Source organism: Polaribacter sp. Hel1_85, assembly GCF_000766795.1.
Taxonomy (GTDB): Bacteria; Bacteroidota; Bacteroidia; order Flavobacteriales; family Flavobacteriaceae; genus Polaribacter.
The window spans coordinates 883,061-899,153 of the sequence record NZ_JPDS01000001.1; the positions used below are offsets into that span (position 1 = coordinate 883,061).

The 16,093-nt window shown below is 28.2% G+C and carries 18 protein-coding genes; 9 read left to right on the plus strand and 9 right to left on the minus strand.

The window, feature by feature from the left end; genetic code table 11:
• The first annotated feature begins 259 nt into the window (after window positions 1–259).
• Entirely contained in the window at window positions 260–682 is a 423-nt protein-coding gene (locus tag PHEL85_RS03945; RefSeq protein WP_200882311.1) for a VOC family protein, read from the plus strand.
• Between the two features lie 72 nt (window positions 683–754).
• On the opposite strand, the gene PHEL85_RS03950 is transcribed toward PHEL85_RS03945, so the two are convergent.
• The 6 genes from PHEL85_RS03950 to PHEL85_RS03975 all read right to left on the minus strand — a co-directional run bounded on the left by PHEL85_RS03950 (window position 755) and on the right by PHEL85_RS03975 (window position 6,139).
• Entirely contained in the window at window positions 755–1,525 is a 771-nt protein-coding gene (locus tag PHEL85_RS03950; protein ID WP_036821299.1) for an SDR family NAD(P)-dependent oxidoreductase, read from the minus strand.
• A 108-nt stretch (window positions 1,526–1,633) separates the two neighbouring features.
• On the minus strand, window positions 1,634–2,314 hold the full coding sequence (locus PHEL85_RS03955) for a lycopene cyclase domain-containing protein (RefSeq protein ID WP_052108443.1): 681 nt from the start codon (window positions 2,312–2,314) through the stop codon (window positions 1,634–1,636).
• Entirely contained in the window at window positions 2,314–2,763 is a 450-nt protein-coding gene (locus PHEL85_RS03960; protein ID WP_036821312.1) for a sterol desaturase family protein, read from the minus strand. The genes PHEL85_RS03955 and PHEL85_RS03960 overlap by 1 nt, the downstream gene beginning before the upstream one ends.
• A 110-nt stretch (window positions 2,764–2,873) precedes the next feature.
• On the minus strand, window positions 2,874–3,716 hold the full coding sequence (locus PHEL85_RS03965; protein ID WP_036821314.1) for a phytoene/squalene synthase family protein: 843 nt from the start codon (window positions 3,714–3,716) through the stop codon (window positions 2,874–2,876).
• 1 nt (window position 3,717) lies between these two features.
• Window positions 3,718–5,184, minus strand: coding sequence for a phytoene desaturase family protein (locus PHEL85_RS03970; RefSeq protein WP_036821317.1), 1,467 nt, complete (start codon window positions 5,182–5,184; stop codon window positions 3,718–3,720).
• Window positions 5,185–5,245: 61 nt separating this feature from the next.
• Window positions 5,246–6,139 (minus strand): MerR family transcriptional regulator, encoded by an 894-nt coding sequence (locus PHEL85_RS03975; protein WP_036821321.1) that lies wholly within the window; start codon window positions 6,137–6,139, stop codon window positions 5,246–5,248.
• A gap of 119 nt (window positions 6,140–6,258) precedes the next feature.
• Here PHEL85_RS03975 and PHEL85_RS03980 point away from each other — a divergent pair, with 119 nt between their 5' ends.
• From PHEL85_RS03980 to PHEL85_RS03990, 3 genes are read left to right on the plus strand one after another with little or no spacing between them, the layout of a single operon-like run.
• Window positions 6,259–6,753: an RNA polymerase sigma factor gene (locus PHEL85_RS03980; RefSeq protein WP_036821323.1), complete on the plus strand. Its 495-nt coding sequence runs from the start codon at window positions 6,259–6,261 to the stop codon at window positions 6,751–6,753.
• A gap of 3 nt (window positions 6,754–6,756) precedes the next feature.
• Window positions 6,757–7,371 (plus strand): hypothetical protein, encoded by a 615-nt coding sequence (locus PHEL85_RS03985; protein WP_036821327.1) that lies wholly within the window; start codon window positions 6,757–6,759, stop codon window positions 7,369–7,371.
• A gap of 8 nt (window positions 7,372–7,379) precedes the next feature.
• A complete protein-coding gene (locus PHEL85_RS03990) occupies window positions 7,380–7,865 on the plus strand; it encodes a hypothetical protein (protein WP_036821328.1) in 486 nt (161 codons plus the stop codon).
• Here PHEL85_RS03990 and PHEL85_RS03995 read toward each other — a convergent pair.
• Entirely contained in the window at window positions 7,862–8,881 is a 1,020-nt protein-coding gene (locus PHEL85_RS03995; protein WP_036821330.1) for a threonine aldolase family protein, read from the minus strand. The two genes, PHEL85_RS03990 and PHEL85_RS03995, sit on opposite strands and share 4 nt — an antisense overlap.
• Before the next feature lie 88 nt (window positions 8,882–8,969).
• Here PHEL85_RS03995 and prfB point away from each other — a divergent pair, with 88 nt between their 5' ends.
• The 3 genes from prfB (at window position 8,970) to PHEL85_RS04010 (ending at window position 13,075) form a co-directional block, all read left to right on the plus strand.
• Window positions 8,970–10,061 (plus strand): peptide chain release factor 2, encoded by a 1,092-nt coding sequence (prfB, locus tag PHEL85_RS04000; protein ID WP_036821333.1) that lies wholly within the window; start codon window positions 8,970–8,972, stop codon window positions 10,059–10,061.
• A 117-nt stretch (window positions 10,062–10,178) separates the two neighbouring features.
• Window positions 10,179–10,520 (plus strand): arsenate reductase (glutaredoxin), encoded by a 342-nt coding sequence (gene arsC, locus PHEL85_RS04005; protein ID WP_036821335.1) that lies wholly within the window; start codon window positions 10,179–10,181, stop codon window positions 10,518–10,520.
• A 101-nt stretch (window positions 10,521–10,621) separates the two neighbouring features.
• On the plus strand, window positions 10,622–13,075 hold the full coding sequence (locus tag PHEL85_RS04010) for a TonB-dependent receptor domain-containing protein (RefSeq protein ID WP_036821337.1): 2,454 nt from the start codon (window positions 10,622–10,624) through the stop codon (window positions 13,073–13,075).
• A gap of 129 nt (window positions 13,076–13,204) precedes the next feature.
• On the opposite strand, the gene PHEL85_RS17910 is transcribed toward PHEL85_RS04010, so the two are convergent.
• Window positions 13,205–13,378, minus strand: coding sequence for a hypothetical protein (locus tag PHEL85_RS17910; RefSeq protein ID WP_036821348.1), 174 nt, complete (start codon window positions 13,376–13,378; stop codon window positions 13,205–13,207).
• Between the two features lie 162 nt (window positions 13,379–13,540).
• Here PHEL85_RS17910 and fumC point away from each other — a divergent pair, with 162 nt between their 5' ends.
• The gene (gene fumC / locus PHEL85_RS04020) at window positions 13,541–14,938 is read left to right on the plus strand and encodes a class II fumarate hydratase (protein ID WP_036821350.1); all 1,398 of its coding nucleotides are present in this window, start codon (window positions 13,541–13,543) and stop codon (window positions 14,936–14,938) included.
• Window positions 14,939–15,026: 88 nt separating this feature from the next.
• A complete protein-coding gene (locus PHEL85_RS04025; RefSeq protein ID WP_036821353.1) occupies window positions 15,027–15,500 on the plus strand; it encodes a nucleoside deaminase in 474 nt (157 codons plus the stop codon).
• A gap of 39 nt (window positions 15,501–15,539) precedes the next feature.
• Here PHEL85_RS04025 and PHEL85_RS04030 read toward each other — a convergent pair whose 3' ends face one another.
• Window positions 15,540–16,091, minus strand: a complete 552-nt coding sequence (locus PHEL85_RS04030) for a DinB family protein (protein ID WP_235318227.1) — start codon at window positions 16,089–16,091, stop codon at window positions 15,540–15,542.
• Between the last annotated feature and the right edge of the window lie 2 nt (window positions 16,092–16,093).

Below are 16,093 nucleotides of genomic sequence, written 5' to 3' on the forward strand. Positions count from 1 at the left end.
AGGCGCAACAAAGGTAGACTCTTTGTAGATATTTAATCTAAATTTAAAAAGAATATTTTAAAATAATTAGTACAAATTATTTTTTGTCTATAAATCCTAAAGAGGCAGAAATTTTTACTTATTTTTTTATACAGAACAGTATTAACCAAATATATTGATTATAAGCTTTATAGAAATCGCAAATAGAAATATCAAAAATTGCAATTGCATACAAACTAATTCATTTTTTATATTTTTTATCTTGCTTAAAATATTAATTATGATCACAAAAATTGAACACGTAAACATTACAGTTCCTAATATTGATGCAGCTGTCTCTTTTCTAAAAATTATTGCTCCAGATTTTAAAATTAAAAAAGATGCAAAACCTTTAAATGATAAAAGATGGATGCATATTGGTAATAATGATTTTTATTTTGCTTTGCAAGAATCACATATAGGTACTCATCCAAAAAAGCAACATCAGACTTATGTTAATTACGGGATTAACCATATTGGTTTAGTCGTGAATAATATAGATGACATTGAAAATAAATTGATTGAAGCTGGTTATAACAAAGGAATTGACACACCAAAAGAAACCTTTAGAAAACGAATTTATTATTACGACAACGCAGGTTTTGAATGGGAATTGGTAGAATATTTATCTAAAAATACTGAAGATAGGTTTTTGTATGAGTAATTGTTTTACTCCTTATAAAATTACATCAAATTTTATATTATTATTTAACAATTTTATTAAAAAGTAAAATTGTTAGCGTCCCATCCAACCACCATCTACTAACACAACACTTCCATTCATATAATTTGATGCATTAGAACATAAAAACACTATAGGTCCTTTAAAATCTTCTGGTTTTCCCCATCGATCTGCAGGAATTCTAGACAGAATTGATTCTGATCGAATTTGATCTTCTCTTAAAGCTTCTGTATTATCTGTACTTATATAACCTGGAGCTATTGCATTTACATTTATTCCTTTAGAAGCCCATTCATTAGAAAAAGCCTTAGCCATTTGCCCAATTGCTCCTTTACTTGCTGCATAACTTGGCACCGTAATTCCCCCTTGAAAAGTTAACAAAGAAGCTGTAAACACAATTTTACCATTGCCTCTAGAAACCATTTCTTTACCTATTTCTCTAGTTAAAATAAAAGGAGCTGTTTGGTTAATTTCAATTACTTCATCCCAAAAATTATCATTATGTTCTATAGCAGGTGCTCTTTTAATTGTACCAGCATTATTTACTAGAATATCTATTATTGGAAAATCTTTTTTTACTTCTTTAATAAAATTATACAAAGATTCACGATTATTAAAATCGCAAGTATAAGCAGTAAACTTTTTACCAAGTTTAGTTACTTCTTTCTCAATATCACTACCTTTTTTATTAAGAGTTGCACTTACTCCTATAATATCTGCACCTGCTTCTGCTAATCCAATTGCCATTGCCATACCTATACCTCTTTTACAGCCTGTAACCAAAGCGATTTTCCCATTTAACTGAAACTCATCTAAAATACTCATAATGTCCTTTATATCATTTTTTTTATTTAATTATCAATAATATAATTATCTATATATCTTGTAATTTAAGGCTTTTTAATTAGAAAAGAATTAAAAGCGGTTAGTAAGTTATTTCTTATTCTTAAATTTCTCTATCAAAAATACATTACCAAAAATCATAGTAAAAGCATACCCAATATCTTCTAAAGGAATTGTAAGCAACCTAATTCCAAGGTTTTCTGCGTTGTTGTACCAAACAACTGGTTCTTCAAGTCCTGTTCCTGTAAGAACCCCATTTACAATAAAAAAAGGCACTAAAATTATTAGAAAAGAAATATAAAATCTTTGAAGATATTTTATTCCGTAGAAGAAACCTATCAACAAAATAAAAAGAAGAAAACTATAATTAACAAAGGTATATGCTTTATCAGTATTTAAAAATAATACTGGTAATAAAATCAGTATAAAAAGCAAGGTTATAAAACGTGTAGATTTATCTGATAAAAGTAATTTAGGTTTAAAATAAGCTAAAGAATAATGAATAAATATACTTGCATAAGGAATGCAAAAAAAGAACATCCACTCCTCTATTGGCATTCCAAAAAATAAGATATTTAAATGATAATCTGGATTAAAACCCCAAACTCCATTTGCCGTAAAAATGGCATCCCAAATTAAAAAAACGGTGGCAACAATTGTTAAAGATGTAAAAACTGCTTTCCAATGTTTTATGAATCTCATTTTTTTCTCGAAAGAATATAAAAACGGAATACTAACAGAGCCAATATTTAACAGCAGGTATAAAAACACTATAATTTAGGTTTTTTAAAATATTTAAAAGGCACAAACAACATTCCAAAACATTCTCCTTCTTCTTTACCCAAATGTTTATGATGAATTTTGTGTGCTTTTCTTAACCCTTTTAAATAACGGTTATTTGTATGTTTAAACCATTTAAATCGTTGGTGAATTAAAACATCATGCACCATAAAATAAGCTACTCCATAAAAGAGAATTCCTAAACCAATAAAGAATAAGTAAGTATGTTCTGTATAGGTCCCAAAGTAAAAAAGCAAAATACTAGGTATTGCAAAAACTACAAAAAAAGCGTCGTTTTTTTCAAATATTCCTTGGTATTTTGGCTGATGGTGATCTTCGTGTAAATACCAACCAAAACCATGCATTACAAATTTGTGTGTACACCACGTAACACATTCCATCAATAAAAAAACGGCTATAGTTATTAATATGTAAATCATTTATTTATAATACTAAAATTGCTATTTAATGTCTAGTCTAGCGCAGTCGAGACCTTAAGAATATCATTATTATATAATAACCTCTAGACTGCGCTCGAGGAGACATTCTACTAAAAAATATTTAGTTTATATTTTACATAACTTCTTGCCAATAAATTAATTTTCATTGGATCTGAAATACGAATTCTAGTGTCCATAATTTTTTCTGATGGAACAGATTTTAACTTTTTTAATAATCTTCTGTAATATCTATATGCCATATAAACACCAAATTTTGCTTCTACTGGCAATTTAAGAATTCCTTTTTGGCAAGCAAAATCAAAATCTTCTTCAATTTCATCAATAATGATTTGTTTAGAATTTGTATCTAATTTACCTAAATCTACATTTGGAAAATAAGAACGATTTAAAACTTCATAATCATCTTTTAAATCCCGTAAAAAATTTACTTTCTGAAAAGCAGAGCCTAAACGCATTGCTGCATCTTTTAATTCTTCAAACCTATTATCATCTCCATTTACAAAAACTTTTAAGCACATTAAACCCACAACATCTGCAGAACCATAAATATACGCATCATATTCTGCTTTTGTTTGATATGCTGTTTTATATAAATCTGCTTTCATACTTTTTAGAAAAGCAGCGACCATTTTATCTGGAATCTGATATTTATTTACAGTTTGCTGAAAAGAATTTAAAATAGGATTTAAACTTATACCTTGTTCTTTTGCTAAATAATAATCTTTTTCGAAATTATTTATTAAGACTTCTTTATCATAACCATGAAAAGTATCAACAATTTCATCAGCAAAACGAACAAAACCATAAATATTATAAATGTCTGTTCTAATTTTTGGTGATAACATTTTTACAGCCAAAGAGAATGAAGTACTATATTTTTTAGTAACCAATTTACTACAATCATTAGAAACACTGTCGAATAATTCTTTCATATTACTTTTTATTTTTAATGATTAATTCTGATGCTATTTTTCCAGAAATTAAAGCTGGTGGAACTCCTGGTCCTGGAACCGTTAATTGTCCAGTGAAATATAAATTATCTACTTTACTACTTTTTATTTTTGGTCTTAAAAATGCAGTTTGTAACAATGTATTTGCCATTCCATAAGCATTTCCTTTGTAAGAATTATATTCACTTTTAAAATCATTTACACAAAAAGACTTCTTAAATAAAACATGACTTTTTACTTCTTGATTTGTTAATTTCTCAAATCTATTTATAATTTTATGAAAATACTCTTCTCTTAACTCTTTTGTATCTTCTATTCCTGGAGCTAAAGGAATTAAAAAAAAACCAGCTTCTTTTCCTTCGGGAGAAGATGTTTTATCTGTAATTGATGTGAAATTTGCATAAAATAAAGGATCTGTTGGCCATTGTGGATTGTCATAAATCTCTTTTGCATGTGCATCAAAATCTGTGTCAAAAAACAAGGTGTGATGACTTACATTTTTTACTTTTTTATCAAAACCAACATAAAACAACAATGAGGATGGAGCAAATGTCTTTTTGTTCCAATAACTTTCAGAATACTGACGTACATTTTTATCTAACAAAGTTTCTGTATGATGATAATCTGCACCACTTAAAACAAGATTTGTTTTAATTTCTGCACCATTTACTAATAAAGCAGTTACATTATTAGCTGTATCTGTAATAATTTTTTCAACATTTGCATTTGTTACAAAATGAACTCCTAAACTTTCTGCCAAAGAAACTATTCCCTCAATAACAGTATACATTCCTCCCCTTGGATGCCAAGTTCCTAAACCAAAATCTGCATAATTCATAAAATTATAAAACGCAGGTGTATTGCTTGGTTTAGCCCCTAAAAACAAGACAGGAAATTCTAAAATTTGAATTAATTTATGACTTTTAATTTTTTTTCTTACCTGTTTTCTTATAGTTGAAAAAAACTGCGAAACTCTGGCAATTGTAGTTGTATTAACCAGCTCTAAAGGAGAAACTCCAGGTTGATATACCAAGTCTGTTATTGCTGTATCGTAATTAGATTTTGCAGAATCTAAAAAGGTTTTTAAATGCTTACCGCTTCCTTTTTCTTCATTTTCAAAAAGAGTATAAATATCTTTTAATTCACTTGAAATTTTAACGGAATCATTTTTACCAAAATATACTTCATAACCAGGATTAAGTTTATCCAGAATATAATAATCTGAAGGCTTTTTACCAAAATCTGCAAAAAAACGTTCAAAAACATCTGGCATCCAATACCAAGAAGGACCAATATCAAAAGTAAAACCCTCTTTTTTATACTGTCTTGCTCTTCCTCCAAGAGTATCGTTTTTCTCTAAAACAGTAACATTATAACCTTCTTTTGCTAAATAACAAGAAGCTGCAAGAGCAGAAAAACCAGAACCAATTATATGTATATTTTTTGTCATTTTTTATTTTGTTTAACAAATATAAAAAATTAATAAACAAAATAAACTAATTCATTAAATATTATAATTCTTTTAACAAATCTTCTACAGAGTTATGAAGCTCTATATTTGAATTAAATTTTTTATTTTTAATACTATTAACCTTTCTTCCAATGGCTATTAATTTATGATTTGTTCCAGTTAAAATAACATCTATTTGTTTAAAATAATCTTCGATCTTGTCATCAAAAGGCATCACAGTCATTGAAGTTACAAAACAAATTTCTCTTTCATTTTTAAAGAAATAATCTAAGTTGTTTAAAGGAAGACTTTGTCCTAAATAAATGGTATGATTCCCTCTTAAAACTAACTCATAATTTAAATATAATAAACCAAGTTCATGAATTTCATTTTCAGGTAAAAATAATACATACGTTTTATTAGAATTGGTAATACTGTATTGAAGTTTTTCTGTATTAATCTGGATTTTTTGAGCAATTAAATTTGAAATAAAATGCTCATGTGCAGGCATTAACGTATCTGTTTGCCATAACAAACCAATATGATTTAAAAATGGAATGAAAACATCTTTAAAAATTTCTCTAAACGTCTTTTTATGTAATAATTTATGATAACTATTATTAAACAATATTTTATCAAACTGAAACATTGCTAATTTAAAAGAATTTATAGCTTCATCATTAGTTGCACTATTAAATGCCATTTCTTTAGATTGCATAATAAGTTCTTCATCAGACATTTTAGCAATCTTAGAAATTTTAAAATTATTATTATTCAGTAAAACAATATTTAATAATTTTTGTAAGTTTTTGTTAGAATAAAACCGAATATTCGTATTTGTTCTTTTTGGTTCTAACAAATTATATCTTTTTTCCCAAATACGAATCGTATGCGCTTTTATTCCTGATATATTTTCAAGGTCTTTAATAGTAAAATCTTGCTTAATATTGTTCAATTTATTTTATTTAGAGTTGAACAAATTTAAAAAAAAATCATAGATTAAAATATTTTTCATCAAAATTGTAACATTTTATACTTTTACGCTACTTATAGTTAACTAACTAATTTACACAAGTGCAGAAAGATTTAGAAGAAAAATTTTTATTGGACTTTGAACAAAATCAAAATATAGCTCATAAAATTTGTAGGCTTTATACTACAAATCAAAGTGCTCATAATGATTTATTTCAAGAAATAACCATTCAGCTTTGGAAAAACTATCCAAAGTTTAGAGGAGATTCTAAATTTAGCACATGGATGTATAGAGTAGCTTTAAATACAGCAATTTCGTTGTATAGAAAATCTACTAGAACTGTTAAAACACAAGATATTAGTGATTTTGCCTACAAGATAAAAGCTACTGATTATGATGATACAGAGGAAATTCAATTAAAAGCATTGTATAAAGCAATACATAAATTGAATGACATTGAAAAAGCGCTTATTTTCTTGTATTTAGAAGATAAACCTTACAAAGAAATTTCTGAAACACTAGGAATATCTTCTGTAAATGCAAGAGTTAAGATGAATAGAGCAAAAGAAAAATTAAAAAACATTTTAAACCCATAACTTATGGATTTATTAGACAATTATAAAAAAGCCTGGGAAAATCAACCAGAACATGCTGATAAGGTTTCATCAATTGAAATTTACAAATTAGCGCAATCAAAATCTTCATCTATTGTAAAATGGATATTTATAATAGGTATTCTAGAATTTATATTTTTAAATTCAATTTACTTTTTTGTAGATATGGAAGATGCTATGATTGAGTATAAAAACTTAGGATTAGAAAATTTTATTCTTTATTCTCAAATTGCAACATACATTATTTTGTTTTACTTTTTGTGGATGTTTTATCAGAATTATAAAAAAATTTCTACAATAGAATCTACTAAAACTTTAATGACTAAAATTTTAAAGACCAGAAAAACGGTAAGAAATTACGTTATATTTAATCTTGGTTATATCACGTTATTCATGATAGTAATAACAATTGCTAAAGTAAATACAAATTTAAACGATTTTAATAACAAACAATTACTCATATTAATTATTGTAACTATCATAGCAACCCTTTTATTTTTAGGAGTAGTTTGGTTATTCTACCAACTACTTTATGGAATTTTATTAAGAAAATTAAATAGAAATTATAAAGAATTGGCTAAATTAGACAACGCAAAATAAGCTATTTCATGAAAAAGTCTATACTTCTTTTACTTTTAAGTTTCTCTTTTACAATTGTTTCACAACAAAAATCTGATTTTTGGGATAACGTAAGATATGGTGGTGGTTTTAGTATGAGTTTTGGTAATCAAACCACAATTGGTATTTCTCCTAGTGCTATTTATGATTTTGATAATGGTTTTTCTTTAGGTACAGGCTTAACTTATATTTATAGAGAAGTAGGAGATTTTACAACCAATGTTTATGGAGGAAGTTTAATATCTTTGTATCAAATTCCAAAAGTTGGCATTCAACTTTCTGGAGAATTTGAACAATCTTTTGCAAAACAAACAGACAGTTTTGGTAGTGTAAATACTAGTTTCCCTGCCTTATATTTTGGGGCTGCTTATAATAAAGGCAGATTTGCTGTTGGTTTTAGATATGATGTTTTATATGATGAAAATAAAAGTGTCTACGCTTCTCCATTTTCTCCAATTGTAAGGTTTTATTTTTAGAAATCTTTCAACTCTTTTAATAAGATTTCATGCATTTCATTTGTATAATCTAAATGTGTAACAATTCTTATTTTTCCTTCTCCCATTGGTGTTAATAAAATATCTTTGGCTTCCATTTTTTGGATAAAATTAGCATCACCAATTTTATCATCGACATAAAAAATCACAATATTAGTTTCAATCGGTTCTACTTTTGTAACGTAAGATGTAGACTCTAAAACTGCACCAATTTCTTTTGCTTTTTGATGATCTTCTGCCAACCTTTCAATATGATTATCAAGTGCATAATTTCCTGCAGCGGCTAAAAACCCAACTTGCCTCATAGCACCACCAAACAGTTTTCTTATTCTTAAAGCTTTTGCAATATGTTCTTTAGAACCCAATAAAACAGAACCAATTGGCGCTCCTAATCCTTTTGATAAACAAATAGAAATAGTATCAAATAATTGCCCATATTGTTTAGGAGATTCATCAGTTGCAACTAAAGCATTAAACAATCGTGCTCCATCTAAATGAAAAGCTAAATTGTTATTTTTAGACACTTTTTGAAGTTTTTCTAACTCAGAAAAACTCCAACAAGCTCCTCCTCCTTTATTGGTTGTGTTTTCTATACAAACTAAACTTGTAAACGGAACATGAATATCATTTCTATCAGCAACAGCTTCTTGCAATTGTTCTGCTGTAAACATACCTCTATTCCCGTCAATTAATTTACAAGTTACTCCAGAATTAAAAGCTGCTCCTCCACCTTCGTAATTATAAACATGTGCATATTTATCGCAAATTAATTTATCTCCAGGTTGTGTATGTAACTTTATGGCAGTTTGATTTGCCATTGTTCCAGAAGGAAAAAACAATGCATCTTCCATACCAAACATTTTTGCAGCTTTTTCTTGTAACTCATTTGTTGTTGGGTCCATTTTAAAAACATCATCACCAACTTTTGCATTCGTCATTGCTTCCAACATTCCTTTTGTTGGTTTTGTAACTGTGTCTGAAATTAAATCTATAATCATTTATTGTTCTAATTTTTGATAAATCTATAAAATAAGGATCAATTTTAAAACAAGAATTCCTAAAAATTCAGTTATTTTTGTTTGACTTATGATTACACAAGACCAACTTAAAGATATTGCTTCAAGAATTGAAAAATTAAAATCTTATTTAGAAATAGATAAAAAATTAATTGAAATTGCCAATGAAGAAGAAAAAACGGCAAATCCAGGTTTTTGGAACAATCCAAAAGAAGCAGAAGTTATCTTAAAAGAATTGCGTTTTAAGAAAAAATGGGTTGAAGACTATAACAAAACCATTACTTTAAATGAAGATTTAAATGTTTTGTATGAGTTTTATAAAGAAGGGGAAATTAATGAAGCAGAAGTCATTGAACAATTTGAAACTACAAGCACATTTTTAGAAGATTTAGAATTTAGAAATATGCTTTCTGAAGAAGGAGATGCTCTTTCTGCAACTATACAAATTACTGCTGGTGCAGGAGGTACAGAAAGTTGCGATTGGGTAGAAATGCTTTCTAGAATGTATACAATGTGGGCAGAAAAACAAGGTTTCAAACTTAAAACATTAAACTATCAAGCAGGTGATGTTGTTGGTATTAAAACAATTACCATAGAAATTGATGGAGATTATGCTTTTGGTTGGTTAAAAGGAGAAAATGGTGTACATAGATTGGTACGTATTTCACCTTTCGATTCGAATGCAAAACGTCATACAACTTTTGGTTCAGTATATGTTTTTCCTGTTGCAGATGATTCTATAGAAATAGAAGTAAATCCTGCAGATGTAGAAATTGTAACTGCTCGTTCTAGTGGAGCTGGAGGACAAAATGTAAATAAAGTAGAAACCAAAGTTCAGTTAACACATAAGCCTACTGGAATTCAAATTTCTTGTTCAAATTCTCGTTCTCAACATGAAAACAGAGCAACTGCAATGAAAATGTTAAAATCTCAATTATATGAAATTGAGTTACAAAAACAACAAGCTGCAAGAGATGAAATTGAATCTGGTAAGTTAAAAAACGAATGGGGAAGCCAAATAAGAAATTATGTAATGCATCCTTATAAATTGGTAAAAGATGTTAGAACAGCTCACGAAACCGGAAATGTAGATAATGTTATGAATGGAGATATCAATCCATTTTTAAAAGCATATTTAATGTTAAATGGACAGAAAAAATAGTAATCAGTAATCAGTAATCAGTAATCAGTAATCAGTAATCAGTAATCAGTAATCAGTAATCAGTAATCAGTAATCAAAATTAAAACTTTGAAACTTTGAAACTTTGAAACTAAAATTATGATAAAAATATACCACAATCCACGTTGTTCTAAATCTAGACAAGGTTTAACAATTTTAGAAGATTCGAAAAAAGAATTTGAAATCGTTAAATATTTAGATACAATTCCAACAGAAAAAGAATTGACAGAAATTATTAATTTATTAGGCATCTCGCCTATTCAATTAGTGAGAAAAACAGAAAAAATATGGAAAGAAGAATTTAAAGGAAAAGAGCTTTCTGATTCTCAAATTATTAAGGCTATGATCCAAAATCCGAAATTAATAGAACGCCCAATTGTTATAAATAATAACAAAGCTATTATTGGTAGACCTCCAGAAGATATTCTAACAATAATTTAGCTTTAACTTTTTCACATTTTCTTTAACTTTTTTTTAACAAAACCCTTCTAAACTTAACATCAACTTTGTTGTCTTAATTGAATAACTATTCAAAGGCACAAATGAAAAAAACTACACTCTCATTATTTTGTTTATTAACATCAACATTTCTATTAGCTCAAAAGCCCTCTAAAGAAGGAATTTCTATTACTGGTAAAGTTGTAGAAGCTAAATCAAATCAAGCTTTAGAATATGCAACTGTCGTTTTAAAAAACATCAAAACTCAAAAAATTTCTGGTGGAATCACAGATAAAACAGGAAGTTTTAGAATTCAAACTGCTAAAGGAACTTATGAAATTAGTATTGAGTTTATTTCTTTTAAAACTCAGAAGTTACCAGCTCAAGAAATCTTATCAAACAAAAATCTAGACATTATTAAACTTGAAGAGGATGCGAGTAGTTTAGATGAAGTTGTTGTTATTGCAGAAAAATCTACGGTTGATATTCGTTTAGATAAAAAAATCTACAATGTTGGAAAAGACATGACTCTTAAAGGAGGAACTGCATCTGATGTTTTAGACAATGTACCTTCTGTAGATGTTGATGCAGAAGGAACTGTAAGTTTACGTGGAAGTGAAAATGTACGTATCTTAATTGATGGAAAACCATCTGCATTAGTTGGATTATCTGGTACAGATGCTTTAAGGCAACTACCTTCTGATGCTATAGAAAGAGTTGAAGTTATTACTTCTCCTTCTGCAAGATATGACTCTGAAGGAACGGCAGGTATTTTAAATATCATTTTAAGAAAAGGAAAGGCTACTGGTTTTAATGGCTCTGTAAATGTTACTGTTGGTGACCCAAAAAATTATCAAACTGCTGTAAACTTAAATTTACGTTCAGAAAAAATAAATATTTTTTCTAATTTCGGATATCGTAATAATGGTAGCCCTGGTATTTATGACTCTGAAATAACCTATTTAACAGATGGTGTAATTAGTGGTACAAGAATAGAAAATAGAGATAATGAAAGAAATAGTAAAAGCTTTAATGCTAATTTTGGTTTAGAATATTTTTTAAATGATAAAAGTTCTATTACAGGTAGTATTTTTGTTAGAGATTCTAATGGAGATAATCTATCTACAAACAACATTAGTACTTTTGACGCTTCTGGTAATAAAAGCTATACTCGTATTCAAGATGAAAAAGAAAAAGATGAGACATTACAATTCTCTTTAAATTATGTTAACAATTTTAACGATAAAGGACATAAATTAAGTGTAGATTTACAACACAGTGCAAGTAACGAAATAGAATCTGCTATTATTACAGATACTTATCCAGAAACAAACAATACAGATGAACTTTCTATAGATAATTTAATACAAGCAGATTATGTTTTACCTATTGGAGAAAACTCTCAATTTGAAGCTGGTTACCGTGGAAGTTTTCAAGAGTTAACATCAGATTATGTAGTAATTGCTCCAAATTTAGATGATGAATATAACCCTTCTAATAACTTAGAATTTAATCAAAATGTAAATGCATTTTATTCACAATTTGGAAGCAAGATCAATAAGCTTTCTTACTTATTTGGTTTACGTGCAGAAATAACAGGTATCAATATTAAATTATTAAATACAAATGAAACCTATAATAAAAATTACACAAACTTTTTCCCTACAGTAAACTTTGGATATGAATTAAACGATGACCAAAGTTTTACCTTAGGATATAGTAAACGATTGAGAAGACCAAGATCTAGATACTTAAATCCTTTTGAAAGTAGAGAAAGTGACGTTATTTTTTCTAAAGGTAACGTAGACTTAGATCCAACTTATACAAATTCTTTTGATTTAGGATATTTAAATAAATGGGGAAAATTTACTTTAAATTCTTCAATTTATTACCAACATTCAACAAATAATATTACACGTGTAAACACTGAAGATTTTAGAGTTATTGATGGAGAAGAGACCCCTATTTTAATAAGACAACCTATTAACTTATCTTCAGAAGATAGGTCTGGTTTTGAATTTACAGCAAATTATAATGCAAGTAGAAAAGTACGTTTTTCTGGAAGTTTTAACTTTTATCAATTTGAAACACAAGGAGAGCATAGTTATAATCAAACAGATCCAAAAACAAGTGTTGTAACACAAATAACTCGAAATTTTGACACTAAAAACAATTCATGGTTTACTCGTTTCGATGCAAAAATCACACTTCCATGGAATATTCAGTCACAAACAAGAATATTTTATAGAGGTCCAAAAAATGATGCACAAAGTGACACAAAAGGTATTTTATCTACTAATTTAGCTTTTAGTAAAGACATCTTAAAAGACAAAGGAACATTAGTTTTAAACGTTAGTGATGTTTTTAACTCTAGAAAATACCAAGTTACAAGTTATACGCCTAGTAGAGAAAACCCAACAAATATTTCAGATCAAACTTTTCAAAGAAGAATGCGTCAAATATCTTTAAACTTTTCTTATAGATTTAATCAAAAGAAAAATGATAAAAAAAGAAACTCTGGTCCAAGAGAAGATTCTGGTGAAGATGGAGAATTTTAAAAATCAATAATTAATATTTTAAACAAGATTTTCAATATATCTTATTTAATTATAACGTAATTACTAAACCCATAAAAAAACTCGTTCAAGAAATTGAACGAGTTTTTAATTAATAAGTATATTTTTAAACTACTTTCCTTCAGCAGCTTTTCTAGCTTCTTTTTTTAATTTCATGTTTTCCCAAATAGTTCCACCAATCCAGTAAGGAACCACAAATGTTAATAAAAATATTAACAACCAAAAACCAGCTGTAAAAATAAACATGAATAAAACTAATCCTGAAAATTCTGAAAAATCTAACATTTGTATCTTTTGAAAAATTATTAATGCAAAAATAATACTTATTTTCAAAAATAACCTATCAAAAAAATATTTTTTTCAGGAAACTAAAAATGACATTTATCAACTTTAAGTAAACATAGTTTTTTGTAAGTTTGTTTCATCAAAAATTTACACAATTATATCATGAAATACAGAATTGAAAAAGACACTATGGGACAAGTAAATGTTCCTGCTGATAAATATTGGGGGGCACAAACAGAACGCTCTAGAAACAATTTTAAAATAGGTGCTTCTGGTTCTATGCCATTAGAAATAGTATATGGTTTTGCATATCTTAAAAAAGCTGCTGCTTATACAAATGCAGAATTAGGTGTTTTAACAACAGAAAAAAGAGATTTAATTGCACAAGTTTGTGATGAAATTTTAGAAGGAAAATTAGATGACCAATTTCCATTAGTAATTTGGCAAACAGGTTCTGGTACACAATCTAATATGAATGTAAATGAAGTAATTGCTAACAGAGCTCATGAAATTGCTGGAAAAGTTATTGGTGAAGGAGAAAAAACCATTCAACCAAATGATGATGTAAACAAATCTCAATCATCTAACGATACATTTCCAACAGGAATGCACATTGCTGCTTATAAGAAAATTGTAGAAAATACGATTCCAGGAATCACTCAGTTAAGAGATACATTACAAGCAAAATCAGAAGCATTTAAAGACGTAGTAAAAATTGGTAGAACGCATTTAATGGATGCTACTCCACTTACATTAGGTCAAGAATTTTCTGGTTATGTAGCGCAATTAAACTTTGGTTTAAAAGCTTTAAATAATACTTTAGAACATTTATCTCAATTAGCATTAGGTGGTACAGCAGTAGGTACAGGATTAAATACGCCTGCTGGTTATGATGTTTTAGTTGCAAAATATATTGCAGATTTTACAGAAATGCCTTTTATAACAGCAGAAAATAAGTTTGAAGCTTTAGCTGCACATGATGCTTTAGTAGAAACTCATGGAGCTTTAAAACAAATTGCCGTTTCTTTAAATAAAATAGCAAACGATATCCGTTTAATGGCTTCTGGACCAAGATCTGGAATAGGTGAAATTATTATTCCTGCAAACGAACCAGGTTCTTCTATTATGCCAGGAAAAGTAAATCCTACTCAATGTGAAGCTATGACAATGGTTTGCGCACAAGTTATGGGTAATGATGTTGCTGTTACAATTGGTGGAGCACAAGGTCATTATGAGTTAAATGTATTTAAACCTGTTATGGCTACAAATGTTTTACAATCTGCACAATTAATTGGAGACGCTTGTAAATCTTTTGATGAAAATTGTGCTGCTGGTATTGAGCCAAATCATTCTAGAATTACTGAATTAGTTAATAATTCTTTAATGTTAGTCACAGCTTTAAATACTAAAATTGGTTATTATAAAGCTGCAGAAATTGCAAACACTGCTCACCAAAACGGAACAACTTTAAAAGAAGAAGCTGTACGTTTAGGGTATGTTACTCCAGAACAATATGACGAATGGGTAAAACCAGAAGAAATGATTGGAGCTTTAAAATAAAAATATTAATTTTACAATCTATAAAAGCTGCATACTTTATGCAGCTTTTTTTGGCTAAAAGAAATAATCATAATTTAAGAAAATGAAGATGAGTAAACACGAAGAATTTATGAGTGAAGCTGTAAAAGCAGCTTTAAATGGAATGAATAATAATGAAGGGGGACCTTTTGGTTGTATTGTTGTTAAAGATGGTAAAATTATTGGACAAGGAAATAATAAAGTTACTTCAACAAACGATCCTACAGCACATGCAGAAGTAACTGCAATTAGAGATGCTTGTAAAAATATTGAATCTTTTCAATTAGCTGGTTGTATTGTATATACTTCTTGCGAACCTTGCCCTATGTGTTTAGGCGCAATTTATTGGGCTAGACCAGATAAAGTTTTTTATGGAAGTAATCAAGAAGATGCAGCAAATATTGGTTTTGATGATGAATTTATTTACAAAGAAATTCCTTTGCCTTATGAAAAAAGAAGTATCCCTTTTGAGCAAATAGGTAGAGAAATTGCATTAGAACCATTTAATAAATGGGCCGAAAAAGAAGATAAAACTGAATATTAGATGCATAAAAAAGCCGAAGTTAAAACTTCGGCTTCATAATTATAAATATTTTTCTTTCACCACATTTAAATGATGAATTTGATGTCCAGAAAACAAATATCCTAAAGCTCTAACAGACATTTTATTTCCTGAGGCAACTCCTATTCTTAATAAAGCTTCATCAGAAAAACTCTTAAAAAGAATAATTGTTCCTTTTCTTAAAATCTTCATTTCATCTAATAAATCGTAAAAATCTCTAGAATTAGCATCAACATTATCTACAAAAACATCTTGATCAAAACCTGGTAAAGAAGTTTTATCATTTCTAGCAAAACACAAAGCTCTATAACAAAATACACGTTCTGTATCAATAATATGTTGAATCAATTCTTTTAGAGTCCATTTCCCTTTGGCATAGGCAAAACTCTGCTTCTCCTCTGGTAAATTTCTTATTATACGTTCAAATTCTTTTTGAGAATCTTCTAAGTTTTCAACAATTGATTTTCCTTCTTTAGAAACAAGTTGAAGATATTGTTCAAAATAAGGAGCATATTCATTTTTAGGAACCATTACAATAGATTTATGTATTTTTGTGAAAGCGAATTTAATCATTT

Bases quoted from the DNA above. Each gene is read 5' to 3' on its own strand.
- PHEL85_RS03945 (WP_200882311.1), top strand. From the start codon at position 260: ATGATCACAAAAATTGAACACGTAAACATTACAGTTCCTAATATTGAT.
- PHEL85_RS04030 (WP_235318227.1), bottom strand. From the start codon at position 16,091: ATGATTAAATTCGCTTTCACAAAAATACATAAATCTATTGTAATGGTT.
- PHEL85_RS03995 (WP_036821330.1), bottom strand. From the start codon at position 8,881: ATGATTATAGATTTAATTTCAGACACAGTTACAAAACCAACAAAAGGA.
- PHEL85_RS04010 (WP_036821337.1), top strand. From the start codon at position 10,622: ATGAAAAAAACTACACTCTCATTATTTTGTTTATTAACATCAACATTT.
- PHEL85_RS04025 (WP_036821353.1), top strand. From the start codon at position 15,027: ATGAGTAAACACGAAGAATTTATGAGTGAAGCTGTAAAAGCAGCTTTA.
- PHEL85_RS17910 (WP_036821348.1), bottom strand. From the start codon at position 13,378: ATGTTAGATTTTTCAGAATTTTCAGGATTAGTTTTATTCATGTTTATT.
- PHEL85_RS03985 (WP_036821327.1), top strand. From the start codon at position 6,757: ATGGATTTATTAGACAATTATAAAAAAGCCTGGGAAAATCAACCAGAA.
- PHEL85_RS03970 (WP_036821317.1), bottom strand. From the start codon at position 5,184: ATGACAAAAAATATACATATAATTGGTTCTGGTTTTTCTGCTCTTGCA.
- PHEL85_RS03965 (WP_036821314.1), bottom strand. From the start codon at position 3,716: ATGAAAGAATTATTCGACAGTGTTTCTAATGATTGTAGTAAATTGGTT.
- arsC (WP_036821335.1), top strand. From the start codon at position 10,179: ATGATAAAAATATACCACAATCCACGTTGTTCTAAATCTAGACAAGGT.
- PHEL85_RS03950 (WP_036821299.1), bottom strand. From the start codon at position 1,525: ATGAGTATTTTAGATGAGTTTCAGTTAAATGGGAAAATCGCTTTGGTT.
- PHEL85_RS03960 (WP_036821312.1), bottom strand. From the start codon at position 2,763: ATGATTTACATATTAATAACTATAGCCGTTTTTTTATTGATGGAATGT.
- PHEL85_RS03990 (WP_036821328.1), top strand. From the start codon at position 7,380: ATGAAAAAGTCTATACTTCTTTTACTTTTAAGTTTCTCTTTTACAATT.
- prfB (WP_036821333.1), top strand. From the start codon at position 8,970: ATGATTACACAAGACCAACTTAAAGATATTGCTTCAAGAATTGAAAAA.
- fumC (WP_036821350.1), top strand. From the start codon at position 13,541: ATGAAATACAGAATTGAAAAAGACACTATGGGACAAGTAAATGTTCCT.